The sequence below is a fragment of the Seonamhaeicola sediminis genome (assembly GCF_004358095.2).
In the GTDB taxonomy this organism is placed as follows: Bacteria; Bacteroidota; Bacteroidia; order Flavobacteriales; family Flavobacteriaceae; genus Seonamhaeicola; species Seonamhaeicola sediminis.
In genome coordinates this window covers 98106-121720 of record NZ_SMZJ02000001.1, presented here as the reverse complement: position 1 = coordinate 121720, position 23615 = coordinate 98106, and the positions used below count along the sequence as shown (strand labels likewise).

Here is a 23615-nt window from a genome sequence, read left to right as displayed (position 1 = left end):
TATCAATATTGTTTTAACCTTTATTTTGGCAATTTTATCCTATGAATTTATTGAAAAACCAGTTTTGAAATATAAAAGTAGATTTAAATAAATGTATACTTTACAAAACAGACTATAGGTTAGTGGAGAGTCAACTTTAAAATAACTTTTTTGATTAATACGTTTAATGGAGCATTTCATTAATTTTTATTTTTTAATGCACTGTTTTTGTACAAGGAAAAAGTTTAGAAAATAAACAATGAATTCAAAATACCTACAGAGTCGCATTTTGTATATTAGCACAATTAGTTATTGAAAATTCATGCAGTCTCTAATTTCTATCATTATCCCTACCTATAACAGAGCTTCTATAATTGGAGAAACATTGCAATCAATTTTAGAGCAAACTTACACTAATTGGGAATGTTTGGTGGTTGATGATAGTAGTACAGATAATAGTGAGGCAGTTGTAAAAAAATATACCGATGTAGATAAACGAATAAAATTCTATAAAAGACCTGTAAATAGATCAAAAGGTGCAAATGCCTGTAGAAACTATGGTTTTGAATTAAGTAAAGGAAAGTACATAAACTGGATTGATAGTGATGATATTATGCATCCTGATAAATTGCTTAAGCAAGTTGAAGTCTTGGAGCAATCAGATTTAAATTATTCCATCTGCAAATCTTATGTTTTTGAATCTACAATCGAAAATATTACTGGGTTAAAGTCTAGATATATTGCAACTACCAACCCTTTTCAGGCATTTATATCAAAGCATATTATAATTCCAGTACAAGCAGCAGTATTTAAAAGGTCATTTTTAATAGAAAATAATTACACTTATAATGAAAGTTTACAAGCAGGTCAAGAGTGGCTTTTTTTAGCAAAAATATTGTTTAACTACCCAAACTATGTGGCCATAAATGAACCATTAGATTATATTAGAAACCATCCTAACAATATTTCAAATCATAATTCAAATAAAAAATACTGGCATTATTTTTTAGCACGTTTTATATTATATAGTGAGTTAGAAGATGCGTTATCTATAGAAAATAAACAAACATTATACATTTTTTTCCTTTTTATTTTTAAGCAATTCGTAAGATTAAAAGAATTTAAAAAAGCTTGGTATGTTTGGCGTTATTGTTTAATGTCTTATCAAAAGTTAACTTTAAAAGATCATTTTAATTTAGCTGTAGGGAGTTTTTTAAAATATTTTTCCAGTAAAGGAGACGGTTATTTAAGCAAGGTGTCGCTATATAAATAATGTGTTATAATGATTATAAAAAATAACATATCAGGAACCTATATTAATAAACTTATAGTATTTATAAAACATCTAGTATTTACTCATATAGCATATTTATTTAATGCAACGGTAAGGGCTCAGTTAAAAAATTATAAACACATACCCATTATCATTATTAGCTTTAACCAGCTATATTATTTAGAAAAATTAGTAACGTTTTTATTAGAAAAAGATTATAGGAACATCGTAATTATAGATAATAAGTCTACATATAAACCCTTGTTACAGTATTTTAAGACTATAGAACATAAGGTTACTTTGTATAGGCTAAAAACTAACAATGGCCACTTGTCATTTTGGAGAGAAGAAGAGTTGGTAGAAAAGTATACTAAAGGCTACTATGTGGTTACTGATCCAGATGTAGTACCCATTAAAGATTGTCCTGAAGATTTTATTTTGCAATTTCGTAAGCTGTTAGATAAAGCTTGGAACATAACTAAAGTGGGCTTTTCCTTAAAAATAGATAATATTCCAGATGTTAACCCTAACAAATCCAAAATCATAAGCTGGGAATCTAAATATTGGACCACTAAAATTCACAATTTAGCTTTTAAAGCAGAGATTGATACCACCTTTGCATTGTACAGACCAAGATATAAATACCAACTTAAAGATTTCACGAAGGCTTGGAGAACAGAGTACCCACTACAAGCCATTCATGGCGGGTGGTATATTGATATTAATCATTTAACTGAAGAACAGGAATACTATATACAAACGGCTAATCAGTCAGCATCTTGGAATATTAATGCTAAAGGTGAGTTGGTTAATGATGTTCATAAACCACTTTATAAGGATGAATCATAAATCAAATCCTTTAGTGTCTATTTGTGTTCCTACTTTTAATGGGGAAACTTACATAGCCAAAGCTTTACAATCTGCTATTAACCAAACCTACCCTAATTTAGAGATTGTAGTGTCTGATGATGCTTCTAATGATAATACTCTAAGTATAGTTAATTCTTATAAAGAAAAAACAACGATTCCTTTCTATGTATATCATCATACCCCTTCAGGTATCGGTGCCAATTGGAATCATTGTGTCAAACAGGCTCAAGGCGATTATATTAAATTTTTATTTCAGGATGATGTTTTAGAACCCCACTGTATTGAAACCATGATGGAACTAGCATTGCAAGATGCTAAAATAGGGTTGGTATATTCTAAACGCAGGTTTTTATATGATACTTTAACGCCTAAAATAAAAGCTTTTATAGATTTCTATGATAAGTTGCATACCTATTGGCAGCATGTTAGGGTACAACAAGGGGTTTTAAACGGAAAAGCCTATTTAAAAGACAGGCAGTTTTTAAATAGCCCTAAAAATAAAATTGGTGAGCCTGTAGCCGTCCTTATTAAAAGGGAGTGTTTTAAAAACCTAGGCTTTTTTAATGAGTCGTTACAGCAAACCTTAGATTATGAGTTTTGGTATCGGGTGATGAAGCACTATCATGTGGGATTTGTAGATGTCTCTTTGGTGGGTTTTAGGTTGCATGATGAACAGGCCAGTGTTATTAATAAGAAGAAAGCGATTAATGAGCAACATATACTATTCGCCAGCTATTATAAACACTTATTTTGGTACTTACACCCTCAAAACCAATTAAAACTATTAAAATTATACCACCCAATGTTTAAAGGTTTGGTTAGAATAAGGAATTTTATACATGACAAAAATTAAATTATATCAAGATGTCAACCTGAGCGCAGTCGAAGGCATTGATAATACAACTTTGAAGCACATTTCGACTACGCTCAATGTGACATGTTTTATTTTTGTCCTGTACTGGAGAAATTTGTTAAGAAGTCTCTTTATTATTTTGACTAAAAATGTCTTTAAGTGTGGAATAAAGTAGCTTTTAAAATTGAAACGTATGGATTATTTAATGTATGAGATTCTTCCCCCGATACATCGGGGTCTGAATGACAAGGCTATTGAAGTTTTAGGTCGCTTCAGTTTTAATAGAAACCTCAAGTTAAAGCCTCCGAGATTTGTTTTTAGGATTAAATGTTTTTAGTATGCTTAAATCTTTACCTCTTATTTCTATTTTATTACCAGTTTATAACGGTGAATATACCATAAAGGCTACTTTAGAGAGTTTGTTGGCACAAACCTACACCCATTTTGAAATCTTGGTGGGTATAGATGGTACTTATGATGGTTCTAAAGCTATTGCAGAAAGTTTTAAAGATGCCAGAATTAAAATCATCCAACACCCCCAAAACTTAGGGTTAGCCAATAACCTCAATGCGTTAATTAAAGCCAGTGCGCCTGAGGCTGCATTTTTTGCCATGGCAGAACAAGATGATGTCTATGTACCAGAGCGCCTACAATGGCAAATAGAAGTCATGAAACAACATCCGGAGGTAGGTTTGGTATCAGGTATCGCAGAGTTTGTTAGTGAAACCCGACGCGATTTGTTTCCAGGATTATTGGCCTACAAAAAGCAGTTTCCGCAAGGAGACGCCTTGTTTAAATATTTATACGAAAACCAGCTAAAGGTGGTCAATACTTGCATGATGATACGTAAGGCAACTCATTTAAGGCATGAGTTGGTTTTTAAAAACACCTATGGTAATTTTAATGTAGATTGGGATTACGTATTGCGCTTTTCGCTCGTATCTAAAGTACATGGTATTTCCAAAGTGTTGGTGCATATGGATAGAACCAGTAACAGAAACTCGGTTACGGTTAACAAATGGAAACAGTTTGCCGCTTCTAGGCAATTATTAAAAGACTTTAAAAAAGAGTTTCCAGAGTTGGTGAATAGGAAATTGTATTCTAAAGCGCTTAAAACACATAGAAAGATAGAACAAGGTTATCGTAGCAAAACAGGAATTGTATTATATGGCTTTTGGTATGCTTTATGTCATTTAGATGGTTATTTTTTAAAGTATATTTTAATGCGTAAAAAGAAATACTTATTAAATTAAAAAATAGCTATGGTAAATTATCGTAATCTAAATATCAATCAAAAAAAGAAGTTCTGGAGAGAGAATCCTTTAAATGGAGAAGTTGAAATAAAAATTGAAGGTATTGAAAATTTCATTATGTATAATGAAAATGATGATACGGTAGTAAAGGAGTTATACTGGACAAATCATAAAGGGTGGGAGCTTACCAGTTTGCTTTTATGGTATGATTTATTAAAGGCTAATAATGATGGGGTTATTTATGATATAGGTGCGTATACAGGAATTTATTCTTTGATTGCAGCCAAGTTTTCTAAAGGAAATAAAGTTTTTGCTTTTGATATTCAGACAAATACTTTAAATAGATTAGAAAAAAATAAAAATATTAATAAGCTAAATAACATCTGTTTAATAAATGCTGCGTGTACCAATTTTAATGGTGAAACGGTTTTTTCATTTTGCGAAGAAGATAATATTATTAGCTCTGTGGCAAGTTTAATTAAAAAACCAACTAATGACAAAAGTAAGGAAATTGAAGCTGTTAGTTTAGATAGTTTTGATAATGAAAATAATATAGAAAATCTAATAGTTGAACTCTTGAAAATAGATGTAGAAGATGCCGAATTGGATACTCTAGAAGGTATGCAAAGAATATTGAAAGAGAATAAACCAGATGTTTTAATTGAAGTAAATAATTATAAAAAAGTAAAAAAGGTTAGGAGATTATTCCCTAGAGGGTACACAGTATATAATATTGATGATGATAATTTATTATTAAAAAAAATAAGATGGTATAAAAAAGCAAGTAAGGATCGTAATTATTTGTTTACAATAAAAAAAATGAAGGATATTAAGAAAATATTTAGAGGAACTATCGAGTGATTAAATTTAAAAATATTAAGTATTACCAAAAATGATAATAAGAAAAGCTATTGAAAAGTTAATGTCATATACAGCAATTGATAAATTAAGAATGGCGGATAATGAAATTAAAAGCATAGCCTTTTTGTTTTATGAGGATCAACAAGTTTTTACTAATTATAGAAATATTTGTAAATCATATAGATATTTGATGTCCTTGATTAGAAGTGATTTTGAGGTAGTAGAATTCAATTTAAAAGACAAACTCATTTCTCAAGAAGATGTAGTTGATTTTGATTTTGTCTTAGTGGCAGATGGTATAAACGGTTTTTCGGATATATATGTTAGAAAGAATCTCAAAGTTGATATTCCTTTCGGTATTATTACTAGTGATTCTTCACCTAAAAAGAGGAAAGCACTGTTCTTTTATGATGTAGTTTGGTTTCAAAGTTTTGAATTTCAAAACCAACTATTTAATCACCCTAATTTGTTTCATGTATGTTTAAAGGAAACAGAAGATATTTGTTCACCCAATTGGGATGATAACTATTTTCGAAATCAGATTAGAAAAGGAATTAATTCTGTTGTTAAAGATAGTGCTAGAATTTCAAACAGAATGAAATCAATGAAACGATTAAAAGTAGGATTAAACTCTTTTTATAATAGCAATTTTCAAATTATCGGAAGTGAAGCTTTTGTTGAAATAGGGTCTTTCTGTTCCTTTGGAAATAATATTAAAATTTACACAACTAATCACGATACTAATTATTTAACTACTCAGGGATATATATATAGAAAATATTTTAATCGAGATCACCCAGGTGAATTTAGGAAGAATCCTTCATTAGCAAGAACAAAAGGTCCAGTTATTATCAAAAACGATGTTTGGATAGGTGATGATGTTAAAATTATGAGTGGTGTGACAATTGGAAATGGGGCCTGTATTGCAGCAGGTAGTATTGTAACTTCCGATGTAGAGGATTATTCAATTGTAGGAGGGGTACCAGCAAAACATTTGAAAGCAAGATTTGACATACATATTATAGAATTTTTGTTGTCCCTTAAATGGTGGGATTGGCCTGATAGAATGATAAAAATGAATGAGGAATTTTTCATTCTTGATTTAAATTCTATAGACGAGGTTGATGAGATTAAAATAAATTATTTGTGAAAATTAAATTAAAATGAAGGTGTGTATCATATCTGGGAGGTATCCGCAGACTAAGTTTAGTTCTGCAATAAATCATAAAATTTATGCAGATAAATTTGGTTATAGTTACATTCATTGTAATTATCCTACCCAGGCAAAAAATCCTTATTTAAACAAGATACATTATGTGTTGAGTTTTATTGATTATTTTGATTACTTAGTTTGGATAGATGATGATGCCTTTTTTTTTGATTTTGAGAAAGACATTATGAGCTTTATGCCTAAGGGAGATAAGTTTCTGTCTTTTTGTAAGAGCCCTTCTTTTAAAGAACTAAAAACATACCTCAGTTCAGGTCAGTTTATAATAAAAAACAATTCCTTATCTAAACAGTTCTTGAGAGATATTTTAAATATAAGTTTAAATGATATTAAAGCGTGGTGGAAAAAAGATTTAGGTTATTTTTCAAACGGCGATCAAGATGCCATAATCTATTTATTACTTACTAAAGAGGCGTACAAGGAGAAATACATACTTTATAATTACAAGGCCTTTAATAGTAGAGCTGAAAACTTGTTTAACAAAGATGTGCATAAACCATTAATACTTCATTTTACGGGTAAACCAAATATTAAAAAGAGTAATTATTTAAAAGTTCAGAAATTATTGGGGTTACCTCCCTCGTTAGTTTTGAAAAAATATGCTAATGCTTATAAATTGACTAAAGAGGATAGGTTAATACCTTCATTTAAAAATTATTTAAAACGTATAGTTAAGTGGTTCTCCAGTTAAAAAAATATAAAACAGACATTATTCCTGCATCTTTAGAAAGCAAAATTTCTCAATATAAATATGCTTTTAATAGTAGTTATTTGGAGCATAAAGGGACAAAATATATGGCTTTACGAGTTTTTGATGACTTTACAAAAACTATTTTGGCATTGATGTTTTATTGGGAAAATGAAAGCAATATTTATGAACTTAATTTAACACATGTACTTAAAAATGAACTTGGTGTTTTTAAGGTGTCAGACCCAAAACTGTTTATTATGCAGGACAAGGTTTGGGGAACCTTTAATACAGGACATACAAGAGGAGGAAATAATGATATTGGAATATTTCAATTAGAAAAAAATAAAGTAAAAAGTAGCTTTTTATGTAATTACGCTAACCGGATGACTATAGAAAAAAACTGGAGTTTTTTTAATGAAAATAATGTTTTATATGCTTTATATAATGTGAATCCGTTTACAATTTTAAAAGGAGAAATAGTAAACTCAAAACAAATTGAGTTTAGGGACTACTATATTGATGATAAAACATCTTTTAAAAAGTATAGTATTGGCACGCCTTTAGTAAAGTCTAATGATAAATATTTGTTCATTGGTCATTATAAACTTTTTCTAAGAAAAAAAATGGTTTATTTAGGGTGCCCTTTTCATTTAAAGTTTGGTAGTAAGCCCGTTTTAATAAAAGGAAGATTGTTTTTGTTTCATTCAATTAAATCGTTGTTTGGAAGTAATAAAAAGTTTAATGTTAATCTTTTTTCTTGCACTTACTTTTCTGGACTATTTAAAGAGAATAATAAAATTTATATTAGCTACGGAATAAATGATGTAAAATGGCATATTGTATCATTAATCGAAAAAGTATTATGGCCATAAGAACCTATTATTGGAACCAATTAAAAGTTAGTAGGTATAAGTATTATAAAACTAGAATTAGAAACCCCAAAAAAGAAGTGTTTAGATATGGGAATTCTGGAGATATTTTTGCAGGAAACTTAATTCAATTTCTTTATGGAAATCAAGAAATTATAAATGTAAGAAGAGATATAAATAGGCTGTTATTAGTGGGGTCTACAATGTCGGTTTTAGATCGTGGTGATATTGTAAATGGTATAGGCTGGAAAGGTAATGATTTAAGTGACAGACAAGAAATTATAGAATCATCTAAAGTTTTTGGGGTTAGAGGGCCATTAACAAAGTCTCTTTTTGAGAAACATGGTACAGACTTGTCTAATTTAAAGTTTGAGTTAGACCCTGGCCTTTTAATTAAAGAAGTGTGTAATTTAAAAATTTCTAACAACACAGAAAACAATGTCATTTTTATTCCTCATTTTCATGATTATTGGATATACAACGGTAATTACCCCAGAGGGATTAAGGTTGTTAATATTGATAATACACCAAAAAAGCTTGCTAAAGAAATTCAAAAAGCAAAACTAGTGTATTCTTCTTCTTTACATGGAGTTATTTTTGCCCATGCATTAAATAAAGAATGTATTTTAGTTAAGCCGCAAACAGACGAACCAATTTTTAAATATAGAGACTATTATCTTTCTGTGGGATTAGATTTTCCAGAGCCTTTAAGTAGTATTCATGCTATTAATTTTGCTAAAGACCAAGGAACGATGTTGTTAAAAACCTATGGTATGAATGATTTTTATTTCCCTGATCAAAGCTTTTTAAAACAATCAAACATTATTACATAAAATAATAGTTGGGTGAGACAAAAAACTAAAGATAGTGTTCAGGTGTTTGTTCCAACTCCAAAGGATCCAAACCCGTATTTGGATGAGATATTACATTACAGTAAACATGAGTTTATCTTTGGGGTCTTAAATTCCTATAAACCCAGTTACTCCGTAATTTTAATTAATTGGCCAGAACAATTGTTTGGCTGGAAAGAACCAAGCAATACTCAACTAGATGATTTAGAAAATAGATTTAGGTTATGGAAACAGTCATCTAGCATCATCTATGTGGTGCATGATTTAGAGAGACATTCTGGAATGACGGATAATTATAGAAGACTTTTCGAAATGGTTTTACATTTTTCAGATTCATTAATTCATTTGGGAGTCTATAGTAAGGAGTTGTTTCAAAAAAAATATCCAAGCAAGCATCATGAGGTAATCTATCATCCTTTATACGAAAGGAGTTTTGAAATACATAATAAACTAGAGGCTAGAAAAAAACTTGGAATTAGAAAAGATCAAATTGTATTTATAGCACCTGGTAGAATAAGAAGTTTAGCTGAAAGAAAGTTTATTATCTCAGCATTCAATAGCGTTAAAGAAAAAGACAAACTTCTTATAGCTTCAAACATGTATTATAAAGAATTAAATATTGAGTTTAAAGGGAGGACAAAACTTAAAAGAGTAATAGATGTAAAAAGGCTTATCAATAAAGTTTACAATTTTAACTTTAACTCAAAGTTTCGATTTAATTATGGGTTTACATCTTTTAAGGAATTATCTTTATTGATGTCTGCAGCAGATATTGTAATTATTCCAAGATTGAAAATATTGAATTCAGGGAATTTGTTTTTAGGTTTAACTTATCGGAAAATTATTGTTGGTCCTAATAAGGGTAATGTTTTGGGCTTTTTAGAAAAATTAAACTTACCAATTTTTAACCCTGATGATGTTAAGAGTGCAAGTTTGGCATTTTCAGAAAGTCTAAATCTTTTAAATAAAGAAAGCCATTATAATGAGAATGTTTTGAAGGAATTTAAACCTAAGGAAGTTGCTGCAAAGTGGGATATTTTTATATTAAAAAGTAATATTAATTAATATGATTGAGTTTTTAAACTTGATGATACAAAATTATAAACCTTCAAAAATTGCTTTTCTTATATTAGCACAAACCTCTAAAATTTAAGAATGTATCCATTGATTTCAATAATTATTCCAACCTACAATAGAGAAGATATTATTGGGCAAACTCTAGAATCAATCAAAAATCAAACATATATAAATTGGGAATGCCTTATAGTTGATGATGGTTCTTTAGATGAGACAAAGCGACTTATCGAATCTTTTGCTAAGGCAGATTCAAGGTTTAAGTATTTGGAAAGACCAAAAGATAAATTAAAGGGGCCTAATAGCTGTAGAAATTTTGGATACTCATATAGTAAAGGTGAATTAGTTCATTTTTTTGATAGTGACGACTTGTATAAAAGAGAAACATTAATGTCTATAGTTTCTGTTTTCAAAAATGATATTGATGTCATTGTTTGCAAATCGGAATTAATTGATTTTAATTCTGGAGAAGTCTTAAAGGAAAATAACATTGAATCAGAAACTTTAATTCAGGATTTTTTTGTAGAAAAAATAAACTTTTATGTCTGTGGTCCTTTTTGGAATAAGGATTTTTTAAAAAATCAAAAAGAATTATTTGATGAAGCCATTGGTAACGGAGATGATTGGGATTTTAACTTGAGAATGTTATATAAAAAGCCTAGATTAAAGTTTTTGAATGAGGCTTTATTACAAGTAAGAATTCACCCTAATTCTTTCTCAAGAGAAAAACGAAAATTTAATAAAAAAGAGCTTCAATCTGAGTTTAAAGTTATTGAGAGACACTATCAAATTATAAAAACAAATAAAGAAATTAATAAGGATACTATTCAAAAATATATTGTTAAAAGATTTAATAGCTATTTCATGGAGGCCCTATTGAAAAAAAATAAGATTAGTTGGATACTTTTTTTAAAAGTTCTAAAGAAAGAATTTGAGTTTAATCAATATAAACAACTTATAAGGACTATCTTTGGTTTTATATCTTATAATCTTTTTAAGAAAGGATATAGTTATTTGCATATTAAATAATACAGTTTATAGATTTGAAACCACTTGTTTCAATTATCATTCCTACTTACAATAGAGCTCATTTAATTTCAGAGACACTAAACTCAATTAGGGCACAATCTTATACAAACTGGGAATGTATCATTATAGATGATGGTTCTAATGACAACACAAAAGAGGTGTTGAATTCATATTTAATCAAGGATACAAGGTTTAGCTATTATAAAAGGTTGAAAACCTTTAAAAAGGGTCCTTCAGGATGTAGAAACTATGGGTTTTCTTTAAGTAAGGGTGCTTATGTTAATTGGTTTGATTCTGATGATATTATGAAACCTAATAAACTAGAGAAGGATGTTGAGCTTTTAAAAGATGAATCTTATGATTTCACCATATCTCAGACACAATATTTTGAAAGTGATTCAAACAAAGTACTGAATGTTTGGAACAGAGCTTTGTATAGTGATGACCCTTTGAATGATTTTATAATGCAGAAAATAGGGTGGAGTGTTAATGCACCTTTATGGAGAAAAAAAACATTGATTGAGAATAATTTTCATTTTGATGAAAGGCTCTTTAATGGAGATGATTATTATTATCATATTCAAGCTTTAACACTAAAGCTTATGCCCGTTATAGTACAAGATATACTATCTATGGCCCGGGTTCATCCAAATAGAATTGAAGAGTTTGGTTATAAAGCCTATTCAAAATCTATCATTGTTTATGAGCTTCTTAAATATCAAAAAAAGTACAAACTATCAAAAGAATGTATAGATTCACAAAAAAAAATGAGTTGGTATTTGTTGAAAAACATGTATAAACATAAGAAAATCAATCATGGTTTATCATTTTCTATTCAATTATATAAAATAGATAGTAAAGAGTTTAGCCTTAAAAAAGTGGTTTCAGTATTTTTTGTTGGATTGTTTTACTACATAACAGGTAAGGGGTATTCTTATTTTAATAAAGTGTAACTATGTGCGGCTTTCTAACAGAATTTTCTTTTGGCAATCATGGTGTTATAAACAGCACTGTATTTGAGGAATTATTACGGTTGTCTAAACACCGTGGGCCAGATAATACCACTATAAGTGCCCAACAAAACTACCGCTTGGGGTTTAACCGTCTGGCCATACTAGATTTGAGTGCCCAAGGGAACCAACCTAAGTACAGTCCGTCACAACGCTATCATGTGGTGTTTAATGGGGAAATCTATAATTATAAAGCCTTACAAGAACAGTATAAGCTCAACAACTTAAACTCTACTTCGGATACCGAAGTATTGATACACCTATTGGATGTTTTGGGAGTTTATGATGCTTTAAAAGTTTTAAACGGGATGTTTGCCATAGCCGTTGTTGATACCAAAACCAATGCCCTTTTTTTAGCACGTGATTTTGCAGGAATAAAACCCTTGTTTTATGGGGTGTCAGATTTGGGTGTTGTAGCGGCCTCTCAATTTAACCAAATATTTAGACATCCTTGGTTTAAAGAAACCTTAGAACTTAGACCAGATATTATAAAAGAATATTTTGGATTTGGATACATGCAAGCGCCAAACACCATTTATAACAATATATATCAAGTGCGCCCGGGTGAATGTCTTAAAATACAGCACGGTGAGGCTGTAGAAAGGCGTCTCTTTTACAAAGCAAAAACAAAGACCAATGATGTTTTTGAAAGTACCATAAAGCCTACTCTAGAGGCGGCAGTTAAACGCCAATTAGTAAGCCATGTACCTTTGGCTTCTTTTTTAAGTGGCGGTATAGATAGTCCGTTAATCACAGCCATGGCCAAAAAAGAAAAGTCAGATTTGGAGGCTTTTACCTTATCTGTAAACCATAAAGCCCTTGATGAAGGACAACAAGCTTTTAGCTATGCCAAAGAGGTTGGGGTAAAACAGCAAATTCATAAAGTTAACGAAGAAGATCTGTTGGCTGTTGTTAACGAGCATTTTAAGTTTATGGGCGAACCTTTTGGTGATTATTCAAGCATTCCTACCTATTTAATTGCTAAAAAAGCCAAAGTAAAACACACGGTTATGTTATCTGGTGACGGTGGTGATGAATTGTTTTTTGGATATCCCCGTATGTTGGATGTTTATAACAAAAGACATTGGTTTAAAATACCATACCTGATACGAAAACCATTGGTAAGATTGGCCAATAAACTAAACCTGACAAATACATGGGGGCCGTATCATTATAAGCATATAGGGGATTGGGTGATGGGAAGGCAGGCCCATGTGTTTAAAAAAGATTTAGATGGGTTTTTGAATGATACCGATTACAGTGAAGAATTTAGGTGTTTATATGATTTTCACAAGGCAACTTCAAAAAATGATATGATAAGCCAGCTAAGACTGAATGAATTTTACGGACATATGCAACGGGTACTGGTTAAAGTAGATAGAATGAGTATGGCCCATGGTCTTGAAGTACGGGTGCCATTTTTAGATAAACAGGTTATAGATGATGCTCTTTCTAAACAGCCTAAATCATTTAGAAGCCAAACCGATTTAAAGAAAGTTCTCAAAACCTTGATGCTTGATTACTATTCACCATCCAGCATTAATAACAAAAAGCAAGGGTTTGCGGTCCCTATGTTCGATTGGTTACACGGGTACCTGAAAGCAGATGTAGAAGAGGTTGTATTACAAACACCCTTTTATGGGGCTTCTCATATAAATGAGGAAGCTGTTAAAGATTATGTCAAACAGTTTTTCAAGGAAAAGCATGATGCGGCCTGGGGTGTATGGCATATTTATGCTTGGCAGAAGTGGGCTATAGGAGAGGGGTTGGTTTAAAAAATGTGCTGTCATCTTGAGCGAGGGCTTGCCCGAGCGTAAGGGTCTTTAAATTTGGGACTTGAATTAAAGATATTGCTACGGCACTACGTGCCTCACAATGTGAGAGTTTGAATTAAAACGTCATTCTGAGCGAAGATGAAATCTGAGCGTGAGAATCTTTTAATTTGGGAAGGTAATTAAAGAGATTGTTACGTCGTTTCAATTGGTATTGAAACTCCTCACAATGTCGGTTAGGATTGATGGATGAGATTGCTACGGCGTTGCACGCCTCACAATGATATGTTTTTCCAATAGAAATGGTTTTACAAGGGAATGTTTAATAATTGATTTATATTTAAACCCTAATACAACCTAAACCTTTGAAAATAGCCATTTACTCCGGATCCATACCTAGCACTACCTTTATAGAAAATTTAATTAAAGGTGTGGCAGAAGAACATGAGGTAATGCTATTTGGTAAACTAAGGGCGACCGTAAATTACAAATCTTCCAATATCCGTATCTATGCTACGCCAAAAAATAACGTTTTAAATATATTACTGACTTCTATAAGGCTTTTGCAGCTAATATTGATATACCCCAAACGGTTTTTAAAATTATGGCAAGAAGTGAAAACCTACCATGGTTGGTACAAAAAGTGGAACCTATTATCTAGATTTGTTCCGGTAATTTTACATAAACCAGATGTATTTCATATACAATGGGCAAAGGATATTAAGCAATGGGTTTTTTTAAAGACCGCTTTTGATATTAAGCTCGTATTAAGTTTAAGAGGAGCCCATATTAATTATTCGCCCATAGCAGATGAAAGTTTGGCCGAGGTTTATAAAAGAACCTTTCCTAAGGTTGATAAATTTCACGCCGTTTCAAAAGCCATTGCATTAGAAGCTCAAAAGTATCGGGCTGATAAGGAGAAAATAGAGGTCATTCACTCCCCAATTCCGAAAACAACTTTTGATGCCTTTAGGATTTTTGAAAAAAATGAGAGAGATGCGTTTCATTTAGTGTCAGTAGGACGTTTTCATTGGAAAAAGGGTTATAAATATGCCATAGACGCAGTAAAACTGTTAAAGGAACAAGGTGTTCAAGTACATTATACTATTATAGCTTCCAATACTATTTCAGAAGATATCTTATTTCAAATAAATCAACTAGGGCTTGAAAATGAGATTACGATATTGAAAGGGTTACCTCAAGAGACTTTATTTAAAAAAGTGCAGCGTTTTGATGCTGTGGTATTACCTAGTTTGGAAGAAGGTATTGCTAATGTAGTTCTAGAAGCGATGGCTTTGGGAGTGCCTGTTATTTCTACCGATTGCGGCGGTATGGCTGAAGTGGTGATACCAAATAAAACAGGTTGGTTAGTACCAGTTAGAGACCCAGAAGCTTTGGTTCAGGCTATTGTTGAGGTTAGTCAAACTTCAGAATTAGAGCTACAAGACATCACAAAACAAGCGCATGAATTTGTAAAGTCTCATTTCAATGCCGAGGATTCTATAAAACAGTTTTTGGAGTTGTATAAGAACATCATAGTTAAAAATTAATTGTCATTCAGGAGAAGGCTTAAGCCGACTGAAGAATCTTGATACAAGATAAGAGATTCATACCTGCACTCTGAATGACACACGTTCTGTCATTATGTGGGTACATAGGGAAGCTAGCGACGTAGCAATCCCTTAGCATTAAAAGAACGAAAAAACTTCATTGGTTAAAATATTTAAGAGATTCTTCGCTTTGTTTCACTGCACTCTGAATGACAAGAGAGCGTTTTGCTTTATTCGATTCTATGTTAAATAATAAGACGTTTGTCATTCAGAAGGAGAACTTTGTTCGACTGAAGAATCTATTTTGTTTAGGAGAATCATTTAATAGATTCTTACGCACACTTCGACAATTTCAGTGGATCGCGTACCACACTCAGAATGACAAAAGGATTTTTTAGTTCGTTTTTATGATAAAACCTAAAAGTTAATATTTGGTATTTATACATTCCGGTTTCTGCCGTAATACTAAAAACAGTGTCTCTAATAATCATGTTAAAATTGTATATTGCGTTCTATTAAATGAAAACAATAACCACCCCAATAATCCCTACAAAACAAACCTTTTTTAAGGTAGATGCACCTCACGATCTAGACCTTCAAGCCATTTGTGTTTTTGCAGCCATAGGTTTTTTTTTAGATGCGGATACCTATTTTAAAGACACTAAAGTTCTACGCCCTGGAACTGAATATACTTTAGACGATAGTGATAAAATATTAGATGCCAAAACTTATTTTAATTGGCATTACACCCCTAGAGATATATCATTTAATCAGGTTTTAGAAGAATATAAAATTCTCTTTGAAAAGATAGTAAGTGAACAAGCCCTTGATAAACAGGTTATTTTACCATTGTCTGGTGGTTTAGATAGTAGAACCCAAGCGGTAGCTCTAAAGAAAATTGGAGCAGAGGTATTTTCATATAGTTATGATTTTGAAAACGGCTATCCGGAAACAAAAATTGCTAAACATATAGCAAAAACCTGTGGATTTAATTTTCAAGATTATAAAATTAACAAGGGATACTTATGGAGTGTGATTGAGGATTTGGCCAAAATAAATGGCTGTTATTCAGATTTTACAAGTCCGAGACAAATGGCCATTCTAAATGAGTTTGAAAACATGGGCGATGTGTTTTCACTGGGGCATTGGGGCGATGTCCTGTTTGATTCTATGAACCTCCCAGCATTAACCCATCAAGCACAAGTAGACGCTTTAATGAATAAACTGTTAAAGCGAGGCGGATTGGAATTTGCTACTAGCTTATGGAAACTGTGGGAACTGGAGGGGCACTTTAAAGATTACTTTAGACATAGAATAAGTGCTTTATTACATACTATAAATATAAATGATACCAATGCTAAATTGCGGGCTTTTAAATCTAAATATTGGGCGCCACGATGGACGTCGGTAAATTTATCTATTTTTAGTAAAGCAAAGCCCATTACCTTACCATACTACGACGATAGGATGTGTGAATTTATATGCACCGTTCCTGAGGAGTACTTAAAGAATAGGCAGTTGCAGATAGCATACATTAAACAAAGCGCTCCTGAATTGGCAAAAATTGAATGGCAAGACCACAGACCATTTAACTTATGTAATTATCATCTAAATAAGAGTCCTTATAATTTGCCCTATAAAATCATCAATAAATTAAAACGAGAGCTTAAAGGTTTAAGCGGTAACCCTTATGTACAACGCAACTGGGAATTGCAGTTTTTGGGAACAGACAATACGTACTTTTTAAAGAAAAATATTTTGGAATCGGGTCTTGAGACATGGATACCTTTATCTTTTTTGAAAGCTCAATTAAACGCTTTTTTTCAAGGGAACTCATTGAGACAAGCGCACTCGATAAGTATATTATTGACTTTATCTTTATTTAACCAAAAACATTGGCATGCCTAAACGTATTAAGATATTATTTACCATTCCAAATTTTGAAACCGCAGGAAGTGGTAAGGTGGTGTACGATTTGGTAAAGGGCTTAGATAAAACCGTTTTTGAACCAGAGATTTGTTGTTTTCATAATAGAGGAGAATATTTTAAAACCGTAAAACAGCTAGGGGTTAAAATGCATATTTTTCCCTTTGCAGTAGGGTATCGGCCTTTTTTAAGTTTGCCTTTTAGAGTACTAAGGATAACTAGGTTTTTTAAAAAAAATCAATTTGATATCATTCATTCCTGGCATTGGAGTTCGGATATTACCGAACCTTTGGCAGCTAAATTGGCGGGAATCCCTTTTGTGTATACTAAAAAGGCTATGGGTTGGGGTAATAAGGCTTGGGTATGGCGCTCAAAACTAAGCACTAAAATTATTACCATTAATACCGATATGATACCTCAGTTTTTTGACAAGTTAAAAGATAAGGTGTCTTATATACCCTTGGGAGTGGATACTCATTATTTTAGGCCTCAAGAGCAGGATGAAGCTTTAGCAAATGCCTTAGGAATTCAAGCGACTAATTTTGTTGTTATTACGGTGGCCAATTTAGTGCCCGTTAAAGGGATTGAAATTTTGATACAAGCGATTAAACAATTAAACGATACATCAATTAAATTATTGATTGTAGGTGATTATAATAACAATTATGGTTTAGGATTAAAAGCTAAATTTGAGAGTAATCAAATCCAGTTTGTAGGGAAACAAAATGAGGTTCGTCCTTACTTAGCATTAGCCAATGTTTTTGTGATTTCAACTAAGGACGAAGGACGTAAGGAAGGTTTACCAATAGCGCCAATAGAAGCCATGGCTAGTGGTAAAATTGTTGTAGGGTCTAATGTTTGTGGGGTTAAAGATGTATTAAGTGAATTTAAAGAGAATTTAGTGACGCCATCTAATAGCATAGCATTATCTTTAAAATTAAAAGACATACAAACTTTGACAGAAGCAGGCAGAGAGCGTCTAGGTTTACAGATGAGAAAATTTGTATTAGAAAAATATGCCATAAAGCAATGTATTGCTAAGCATGGGGCTTTATATAAATCGATAAAAAGATGCGAATAGGAATTGTCCTCTCCGAAACACCCAGTTATTCTGAAACCTTTTTTACAAATAAAATAAAGGGTTTGCAGAAACATGGTTTTAAGGTGATCCTATTTGTACAGCGTAAAACCCCTGAATTTAATTTATGCACTGTGCAGTTAGCGCCTAAAGTTTATAAATATAACTTGTTACTCATGTTGATGACGGGTTTTACTGTGTTTTTAAAATTAGTCCTTAATTTTAAACGGTCTATGGAGTTTATTAAGTTGGAAACCAATATTGGTAGGCCGTACAAACAAATTTTAAAAAATCTTTATAATAATAATCATTTACTCGCAGCCAATTTAGATTGGGTGCATTTTGGTTTTACAACCATGGCGTTACAGAGTGAACATGTAGCTAAGTCCATTGGAGCTAAAATGGCAGTAAGCTTTAGGGGTTTTGATTTAGATGTGTATCCTCTTAAACATCCAAGGTGTTATAAACTAATGTGGAGTCAGGTAAACCAAGTGCATAGTATTTCCAATTATTTACTACAAAAGGCTTATAGTATAGGGATGCCAAAGTCTATTCCCTACCAAATTATAAAACCTGCTATTCCAATTCTAGGGTATCTTGAAAAGCATGACCAAAGCAAAGTTTCAGTTTTTAGAATGGTTACAGTGGCTAGATTGCATTGGATAAAAGGATTACAGGATACATTAGAAGCTTTAGCTATTCTCAAGTCAAAACGAATGGCGTTTAAGTATTCCATTATTGGTTCTGGTGAACAATACGAAAGCTTAAAATATGCTATTTCCCAATTGGGTATAGAAGATTATGTCATATTAGAAGGCCAGAAAACACATGAAGAAACTATGGCATTGGTCAAAGATTCAGACATCTATATTCAATACAGTTATTCTGAAGGGTTTTGTAATGCGGTATTGGAAGCTCAAGGGAGCGGTTTATTATGTATAACTTCAGATGGTGGCGGGTTGAAAGAGAATATTATTCATGGTAAAACGGGATGGATAGTGCCCAAACGGCAACCAAAATTATTAGTAGAAATGATACTGCATGTTATAAACTTACCCGATGAAGAAAAAAATACGATTAGAGGTAACGCCATAAATCATGTAAAAAGTAATTTTGATGTAAAAAATCAAGCTGAACAATTTGTGAAATTTTACAGTGAGTTTGTTAATTAGAATATATAATTGCGTTCCCATTTCTGTAAAGCAAGTAATGGGTAAATCAAATTTGGTAAAGCGCCTGTTTGGAAATGTAAACACAACACGTGGTTTTTTTAGGTTGATATGTGCCGATATTAATCGCCATTATCAACAATATAATGTTAAGTTTGGGTTTTGGGCACCAATTAAAGAGGCTTCTAAAGCCCAACAACGAGGGGTGGAAACAACCTTGCTAAATAATGCTATCAAGCTTTGTAATCTTTATAAAGCAAACAGACAATATGTAACGGTTTTTGATATTGGAGCCAATTTTGGATTTCTAAGTTTAGTGTGGGCGCAAACTATTTGTAGTGATAATGGAAAGGTTGTGGCTTTTGAACCTAATAAACAAGTGTGTGATTCGTTTAAAAAGTCGATAAAAAAGAACCGTTTGGAAGCGATTATTACACTGGAGAATGTAGTGGTTGGATCTGAGAATAAAACCGTTGAACTGTTTCTAAATTATACCACCTCCAATGTTTTAAAGCCTGAAAAAATTTCAGACTCTGTGAGTATTCCCATGGTTACGATGGATACTTATGTACTTGAAAATAATTTTGATACCTGTGATTTGATAAAAATAGATGTAGATGGTATTGAATTGGATATTTTACAAGGGTGTTTATATACTCTTGAAAGATTTAAACCCATCTTTATAGTAGAGACCAATGATAACATGGAAATTATTGATTTCTTTATGGAGAAGAACTATAAAGTGTTAGATATGTCTTTAAAAGAATATGCTAAAGGAACTGTTTTGCCACCAAATATTTTTTGTGTTCCTATATAGTATAATTTGACATGAATTAAAAACCTTGTACATTTTGATTAAATTCTGTCAATTCGAGTGGATTTTACGATTGAAATGCGTGAAATTTGCACTTCGACTCTGCTCAGTAGAACTATCGAGAATTAAGAATTTGAAGCTTTGAAATAGTTCTCGATACAATTTTTTCGTCATCTCGAGCGCAGTCGAGAGGAAAAAATCACTCGAACTGACATTTTGAACAAGATTGAACCAAAATGCACAATGGGTAAATTATAATTTTAAATATCCGTAATCATTCATAAAATTGCACGTCATCCTGAATTTATTTCAGGATCACATCATAAAGATTTGATTTATAAATAGTATGAGATACCGAAACAAGTTCGGCATTACGGAAATAAGATGTTATGACATAAGACGGACAATCAAATTATAATTTAATTTTAATTAAAAAACTAGAAATTTGTCATGTCGACAGAGGTAGGGACGAGCGACGAGACATCTCCAATATGATGATATGCTTTCTTATAAGTTGTTTGAATGATAAAGATAGATTATGTTTATAGTCTATTTGTTTTTAAACCATCAAATAAGTTGAACAGAAGTTAATGAGCTATTTATGTTATTTAGGTTTTTAAAATATTTACAACCTACCCATTATTTTACAGTTTTAAAAAATAATGGAAGTGCTATTTTTCCTGAAGTTCATGGTTTACCAGAGACTGTTTTAAAAGAAATTACTTTTGATAGTGCTTATTCAAGCGACTTGGCAAAACAGTATGATGCCTCCTGGCAATTGATTCAAAAAGGCTATATAGGGGATGTTAAGGCTATAGAAATTATGGAGACTCTACCCCTTGAGGACGAATATCACTTTATCAGAAAATATTTTAACCCGGCATGGATATTTTATGTTTTTATGGTTCGGATTTTAAGTTTTCACAATCCTTTTAAAGAGTTTAAAGCTTTTCTTAGAACTAGGCATACAAAACGTGTTCAGGTTTTTAAAAATACGGTTCGCTATAAAGATTGGGAGCATTATGAGGCGTCGCTGCTGGAAGCACAGCCTATGGTAAGTGTTATTATTCCAACCCTTAACAGGTACGATTATTTAAAAGCGGTGTTAAAGGATTTAGAGGCGCAGGAGTATGAAAATTTTGAGGTGATCGTGGTAGATCAGTCCCTGCCATTTCAAGAATCATTTTATAATGATTACCATCTCAATTTAAAAGTACACCGCCAGCAAGAACCTTTGTTATGGCAAGCCCGTAATTGGGCTATACAACTTAGTAAAGGTAATTATTTACTCTTTTTTGATGATGACAGTAGGGTACAAACAAACTGGATTACCAACCATTTAAAGTGTTTAGATTTTTTTAAAGCCGATATATCTTCAGGGGTGTCCATTTCAAAAGTTGGGGACAAAGTGCCTGAACATTATGCGTTTTTTAGAATAAGTGACCAACTAGATACTGGGAACGTGATGATTAAAAAAGACGTTTTTAAACAAATAGGATTGTTTGACAGACAGTTTGAAAAACAACGGATGGGTGATGGCGAATTTGGAATGCGGGCATATTGGCATAATTTTAGAAATGTATCCAATCCGTATGCACAGCGTTTACATTTAAAGGTTGGTACTGGAGGACTAAGGGATATGGGAAGTTGGGATGCTTTTAGGACGCGTCACCTTTTTGAACCACGACCTATTCCCAGTGTGCTTTATTTTTTTAGAAGGTATTTTGGAACTACACAGGCAAGGTTAGCCTTATTACGATTAGTCCCTATTTCTATGATGCCTTACCGGTTTAAGATACATAAAGCTATGTTGTTATTAGGGGTATTTATTTGTGTATTAATATTACCATTAGTTGTTTTTCAAGTTTACAGATCCTGGAAATTATCCAGTTCTAAATTAAAGCAGGGCCCATTAATAGATATGTTAGAATGAAAAAGAACAGCAAAAGCCTATTGATTGTTAGTTCCGAATTTCCACCACAACCAGGAGGTATTGGCAATCATGCCTATAATTTGGCATATCAGCTTAATAGCCACGGTTTTGAGGTTTCTGTGATTACTGATGCTCGGTCTACATCAGGACATGAAGAAAAGCGCTTTGATAAAGAATTACCGTTTGAGGTACTCAGAGTTTGGGTAAAGAGGCCTAGGTTGTTAATGTATATAAAACGGCTGCTGCTCCTTAGGAAGGCTTTAAAAAACCATTGTGTGATTATTGCTTCTGGTAAATTTTCGTTGTGGAGTGTTAGTTGGTTTAGCTGGTTTTACAGAAGACATTATTTAGCGGTTGTTCATGGTACAGAGGTTAATTTTAAATCATTTCCTGTAAAGCTCATGGTTAATCTGTCTCTAATACGTTTTCCCAAGATTATAGCGGTATCGTCTTATACCAAATTGTTATTAAAACAGACATTTCAAAGAAAGACAACGGTAATCCCTAATGGTGTTGATGAGACAAAATGGAATACAAAAGCAGCGTCAAATATTTCAATAAAAGGGGCTCCAAAACTTATCACGGTTGGGAATGTCACTGAACGGAAAGGGCAAATACAGGTCATTGAACATTTGCCTATGCTGATTAAAACGTATCCTCAAATCCATTACCATTGTGTGGGCATTCCAACTGAGCAAGAAAATTGTTTGCAGAAAGCCAAGACATTAGGTGTGGAAAACCATGTGACCTTTCATGGCAGGGTGTCTCATAACGACTTAATAAGTTTAGTTGGAACTTCCGATATTTTTGTGATGTTGAGTACGGAAACTGAAACTGGAGATGTGGAAGGATTTGGTATTGCTATTATTGAAGCCAATACGTTGGGGATTCCAGCTATTGGATCGAAAAATAATGGAATTGAAGATGCGGTGCAAAACGAAAAGTCAGGTGTATTGATCGACGCTATGGATACGAGCGCTTTTATAAATGCGATTGAAACCATTTTAAGTAATAAAGAAACATTTAGTAAACAAGCATCAATATGGGCAAATCAACACCGTTGGGAAGAGATTATAAAGCAATATATAGATGTTATTGAAGATTTGTAGTAAGGGAGATTCTTCACTCCAATGTATTGCTTTGCAAGGTACTTTCAATGCATATATATTTGCCTTTCAGTAATGCTCAGAATGACAATCACAATGTCATTCAGAAGGAGAACTTGTTCGACTGAAGAATCTCATTAAATGGAGTGCAACTTTGTAATGTGAATTTATGTTTAGATTTTTTGGAAGAGATTCTTCGTTTCGTTATACTGCACTCAGAATGACAACGGTTCTATGTCATTCAGAAGGAGGGAGTTTGCGACCGACTGAAGAATCTTATTGATTGGAGTATTGTTTTTATACAATTTTTTCTGGAAGTTTTAAGAATGAGATTCTTCGCTTTGCTCTGAAAGATAATAGTTTAATGTCATTCAGAGGGAACGCAGTGACCGAAGAATCTATTGAATTGTTGCGTGGTTTAGGTAC

Annotated in this window: 20 protein-coding genes; all 20 read left to right on the top strand. The window is 32.2% G+C overall.

What is annotated here, in order from left to right; genetic code table 11:
- Positions 1 to 301: 301 nt before the first annotated feature.
- The gene (locus E1J38_RS00600) at positions 302 to 1252 is read left to right on the top strand and encodes a glycosyltransferase family 2 protein (protein WP_133354930.1); all 951 of its coding nucleotides are present in this window, start codon (positions 302 to 304) and stop codon (positions 1250 to 1252) included.
- A gap of 9 nt (positions 1253 to 1261) precedes the next feature.
- Positions 1262 to 2101: a glycosyltransferase gene (locus E1J38_RS00595; protein WP_133354932.1), complete on the top strand. Its 840-nt coding sequence runs from the start codon at positions 1262 to 1264 to the stop codon at positions 2099 to 2101.
- Positions 2091 to 2975 carry a glycosyltransferase family 2 protein gene (locus E1J38_RS00590; protein WP_186525790.1) on the top strand — a complete coding sequence of 295 codons (885 nt, stop codon included), beginning with the start codon at positions 2091 to 2093 and terminating at the stop codon, positions 2973 to 2975. Before E1J38_RS00595 ends, E1J38_RS00590 begins: the two co-directional genes overlap by 11 nt.
- A 338-nt stretch (positions 2976 to 3313) precedes the next feature.
- Entirely contained in the window at positions 3314 to 4228 is a 915-nt protein-coding gene (locus tag E1J38_RS00585) for a glycosyltransferase family 2 protein (protein ID WP_133354936.1), read from the top strand.
- Between the two features lie 9 nt (positions 4229 to 4237).
- Positions 4238 to 5089: an FkbM family methyltransferase gene (locus E1J38_RS00580; RefSeq protein WP_133354938.1), complete on the top strand. Its 852-nt coding sequence runs from the start codon at positions 4238 to 4240 to the stop codon at positions 5087 to 5089.
- 31 nt (positions 5090 to 5120) lie between these two features.
- Entirely contained in the window at positions 5121 to 6239 is a 1119-nt protein-coding gene (locus E1J38_RS15180) for a CatB-related O-acetyltransferase (protein ID WP_133354940.1), read from the top strand.
- A 13-nt stretch (positions 6240 to 6252) separates the two neighbouring features.
- Positions 6253 to 7008, top strand: a complete 756-nt coding sequence (locus E1J38_RS00570; RefSeq protein ID WP_133354942.1) for a hypothetical protein — start codon at positions 6253 to 6255, stop codon at positions 7006 to 7008.
- Positions 6993 to 7880 carry a hypothetical protein gene (locus E1J38_RS00565; RefSeq protein WP_133354944.1) on the top strand — a complete coding sequence of 296 codons (888 nt, stop codon included), beginning with the start codon at positions 6993 to 6995 and terminating at the stop codon, positions 7878 to 7880. The genes E1J38_RS00570 and E1J38_RS00565 overlap by 16 nt, the downstream gene beginning before the upstream one ends.
- Positions 7838 to 8710: a polysaccharide pyruvyl transferase family protein gene (locus E1J38_RS00560; protein WP_255449746.1), complete on the top strand. Its 873-nt coding sequence runs from the start codon at positions 7838 to 7840 to the stop codon at positions 8708 to 8710. The genes E1J38_RS00565 and E1J38_RS00560 overlap by 43 nt, the downstream gene beginning before the upstream one ends.
- 12 nt (positions 8711 to 8722) lie before the next feature.
- A complete protein-coding gene (locus E1J38_RS00555; protein WP_133354946.1) occupies positions 8723 to 9793 on the top strand; it encodes a glycosyltransferase family protein in 1071 nt (356 codons plus the stop codon).
- 90 nt (positions 9794 to 9883) lie between these two features.
- Complete coding sequence (locus E1J38_RS00550) at positions 9884 to 10831, top strand: glycosyltransferase family 2 protein (protein WP_133354948.1); 948 nt, start codon at positions 9884 to 9886, stop codon at positions 10829 to 10831.
- A gap of 14 nt (positions 10832 to 10845) precedes the next feature.
- Entirely contained in the window at positions 10846 to 11784 is a 939-nt protein-coding gene (locus E1J38_RS00545; protein ID WP_186525789.1) for a glycosyltransferase family 2 protein, read from the top strand.
- Between the two features lie 2 nt (positions 11785 to 11786).
- Positions 11787 to 13616: an asparagine synthase (glutamine-hydrolyzing) gene (gene asnB, locus E1J38_RS00540; RefSeq protein ID WP_133354952.1), complete on the top strand. Its 1830-nt coding sequence runs from the start codon at positions 11787 to 11789 to the stop codon at positions 13614 to 13616.
- Positions 13617 to 13978: 362 nt separating this feature from the next.
- Positions 13979 to 15163, top strand: coding sequence for a glycosyltransferase family 4 protein (locus tag E1J38_RS00535; protein WP_133354954.1), 1185 nt, complete (start codon positions 13979 to 13981; stop codon positions 15161 to 15163).
- Between the two features lie 519 nt (positions 15164 to 15682).
- Positions 15683 to 17071, top strand: a complete 1389-nt coding sequence (locus E1J38_RS00530) for an asparagine synthase-related protein (protein ID WP_133354956.1) — start codon at positions 15683 to 15685, stop codon at positions 17069 to 17071.
- Positions 17064 to 18170, top strand: coding sequence for a glycosyltransferase (locus E1J38_RS00525; protein ID WP_133354958.1), 1107 nt, complete (start codon positions 17064 to 17066; stop codon positions 18168 to 18170). Before E1J38_RS00530 ends, E1J38_RS00525 begins: the two co-directional genes overlap by 8 nt.
- Positions 18161 to 19339, top strand: a complete 1179-nt coding sequence (locus E1J38_RS00520) for a glycosyltransferase family 4 protein (protein WP_133354959.1) — start codon at positions 18161 to 18163, stop codon at positions 19337 to 19339. The genes E1J38_RS00525 and E1J38_RS00520 overlap by 10 nt, the downstream gene beginning before the upstream one ends.
- Before the next feature lie 37 nt (positions 19340 to 19376).
- The gene (locus tag E1J38_RS00515; RefSeq protein ID WP_133354961.1) at positions 19377 to 20153 is read left to right on the top strand and encodes an FkbM family methyltransferase; all 777 of its coding nucleotides are present in this window, start codon (positions 19377 to 19379) and stop codon (positions 20151 to 20153) included.
- Between the two features lie 598 nt (positions 20154 to 20751).
- Positions 20752 to 22083 (top strand): glycosyltransferase family 2 protein, encoded by a 1332-nt coding sequence (locus tag E1J38_RS00510; RefSeq protein WP_133354963.1) that lies wholly within the window; start codon positions 20752 to 20754, stop codon positions 22081 to 22083.
- Positions 22080 to 23192 (top strand): glycosyltransferase family 4 protein, encoded by a 1113-nt coding sequence (locus tag E1J38_RS00505; protein WP_133354965.1) that lies wholly within the window; start codon positions 22080 to 22082, stop codon positions 23190 to 23192. The genes E1J38_RS00510 and E1J38_RS00505 overlap by 4 nt, the downstream gene beginning before the upstream one ends.
- Positions 23193 to 23615: the final 423 nt, after the last annotated feature.

Bases quoted from the DNA above. Each gene is read 5' to 3' on its own strand.
- E1J38_RS00600 (WP_133354930.1), top strand. From the start codon at position 302: ATGCAGTCTCTAATTTCTATCATTATCCCTACCTATAACAGAGCTTCT.
- E1J38_RS00595 (WP_133354932.1), top strand. From the start codon at position 1,262: ATGATTATAAAAAATAACATATCAGGAACCTATATTAATAAACTTATA.
- E1J38_RS00590 (WP_186525790.1), top strand. From the start codon at position 2,091: ATGAATCATAAATCAAATCCTTTAGTGTCTATTTGTGTTCCTACTTTT.
- E1J38_RS00585 (WP_133354936.1), top strand. From the start codon at position 3,314: ATGCTTAAATCTTTACCTCTTATTTCTATTTTATTACCAGTTTATAAC.
- E1J38_RS00580 (WP_133354938.1), top strand. From the start codon at position 4,238: ATGGTAAATTATCGTAATCTAAATATCAATCAAAAAAAGAAGTTCTGG.
- E1J38_RS15180 (WP_133354940.1), top strand. From the start codon at position 5,121: ATGATAATAAGAAAAGCTATTGAAAAGTTAATGTCATATACAGCAATT.
- E1J38_RS00570 (WP_133354942.1), top strand. From the start codon at position 6,253: ATGAAGGTGTGTATCATATCTGGGAGGTATCCGCAGACTAAGTTTAGT.
- E1J38_RS00560 (WP_255449746.1), top strand. From the start codon at position 7,838: ATGGCATATTGTATCATTAATCGAAAAAGTATTATGGCCATAAGAACC.
- E1J38_RS00550 (WP_133354948.1), top strand. From the start codon at position 9,884: ATGTATCCATTGATTTCAATAATTATTCCAACCTACAATAGAGAAGAT.
- asnB (WP_133354952.1), top strand. From the start codon at position 11,787: ATGTGCGGCTTTCTAACAGAATTTTCTTTTGGCAATCATGGTGTTATA.
- E1J38_RS00530 (WP_133354956.1), top strand. From the start codon at position 15,683: ATGAAAACAATAACCACCCCAATAATCCCTACAAAACAAACCTTTTTT.
- E1J38_RS00525 (WP_133354958.1), top strand. From the start codon at position 17,064: ATGCCTAAACGTATTAAGATATTATTTACCATTCCAAATTTTGAAACC.
- E1J38_RS00520 (WP_133354959.1), top strand. From the start codon at position 18,161: ATGCGAATAGGAATTGTCCTCTCCGAAACACCCAGTTATTCTGAAACC.
- E1J38_RS00515 (WP_133354961.1), top strand. From the start codon at position 19,377: ATGGGTAAATCAAATTTGGTAAAGCGCCTGTTTGGAAATGTAAACACA.
- E1J38_RS00510 (WP_133354963.1), top strand. From the start codon at position 20,752: ATGTTATTTAGGTTTTTAAAATATTTACAACCTACCCATTATTTTACA.
- E1J38_RS00505 (WP_133354965.1), top strand. From the start codon at position 22,080: ATGAAAAAGAACAGCAAAAGCCTATTGATTGTTAGTTCCGAATTTCCA.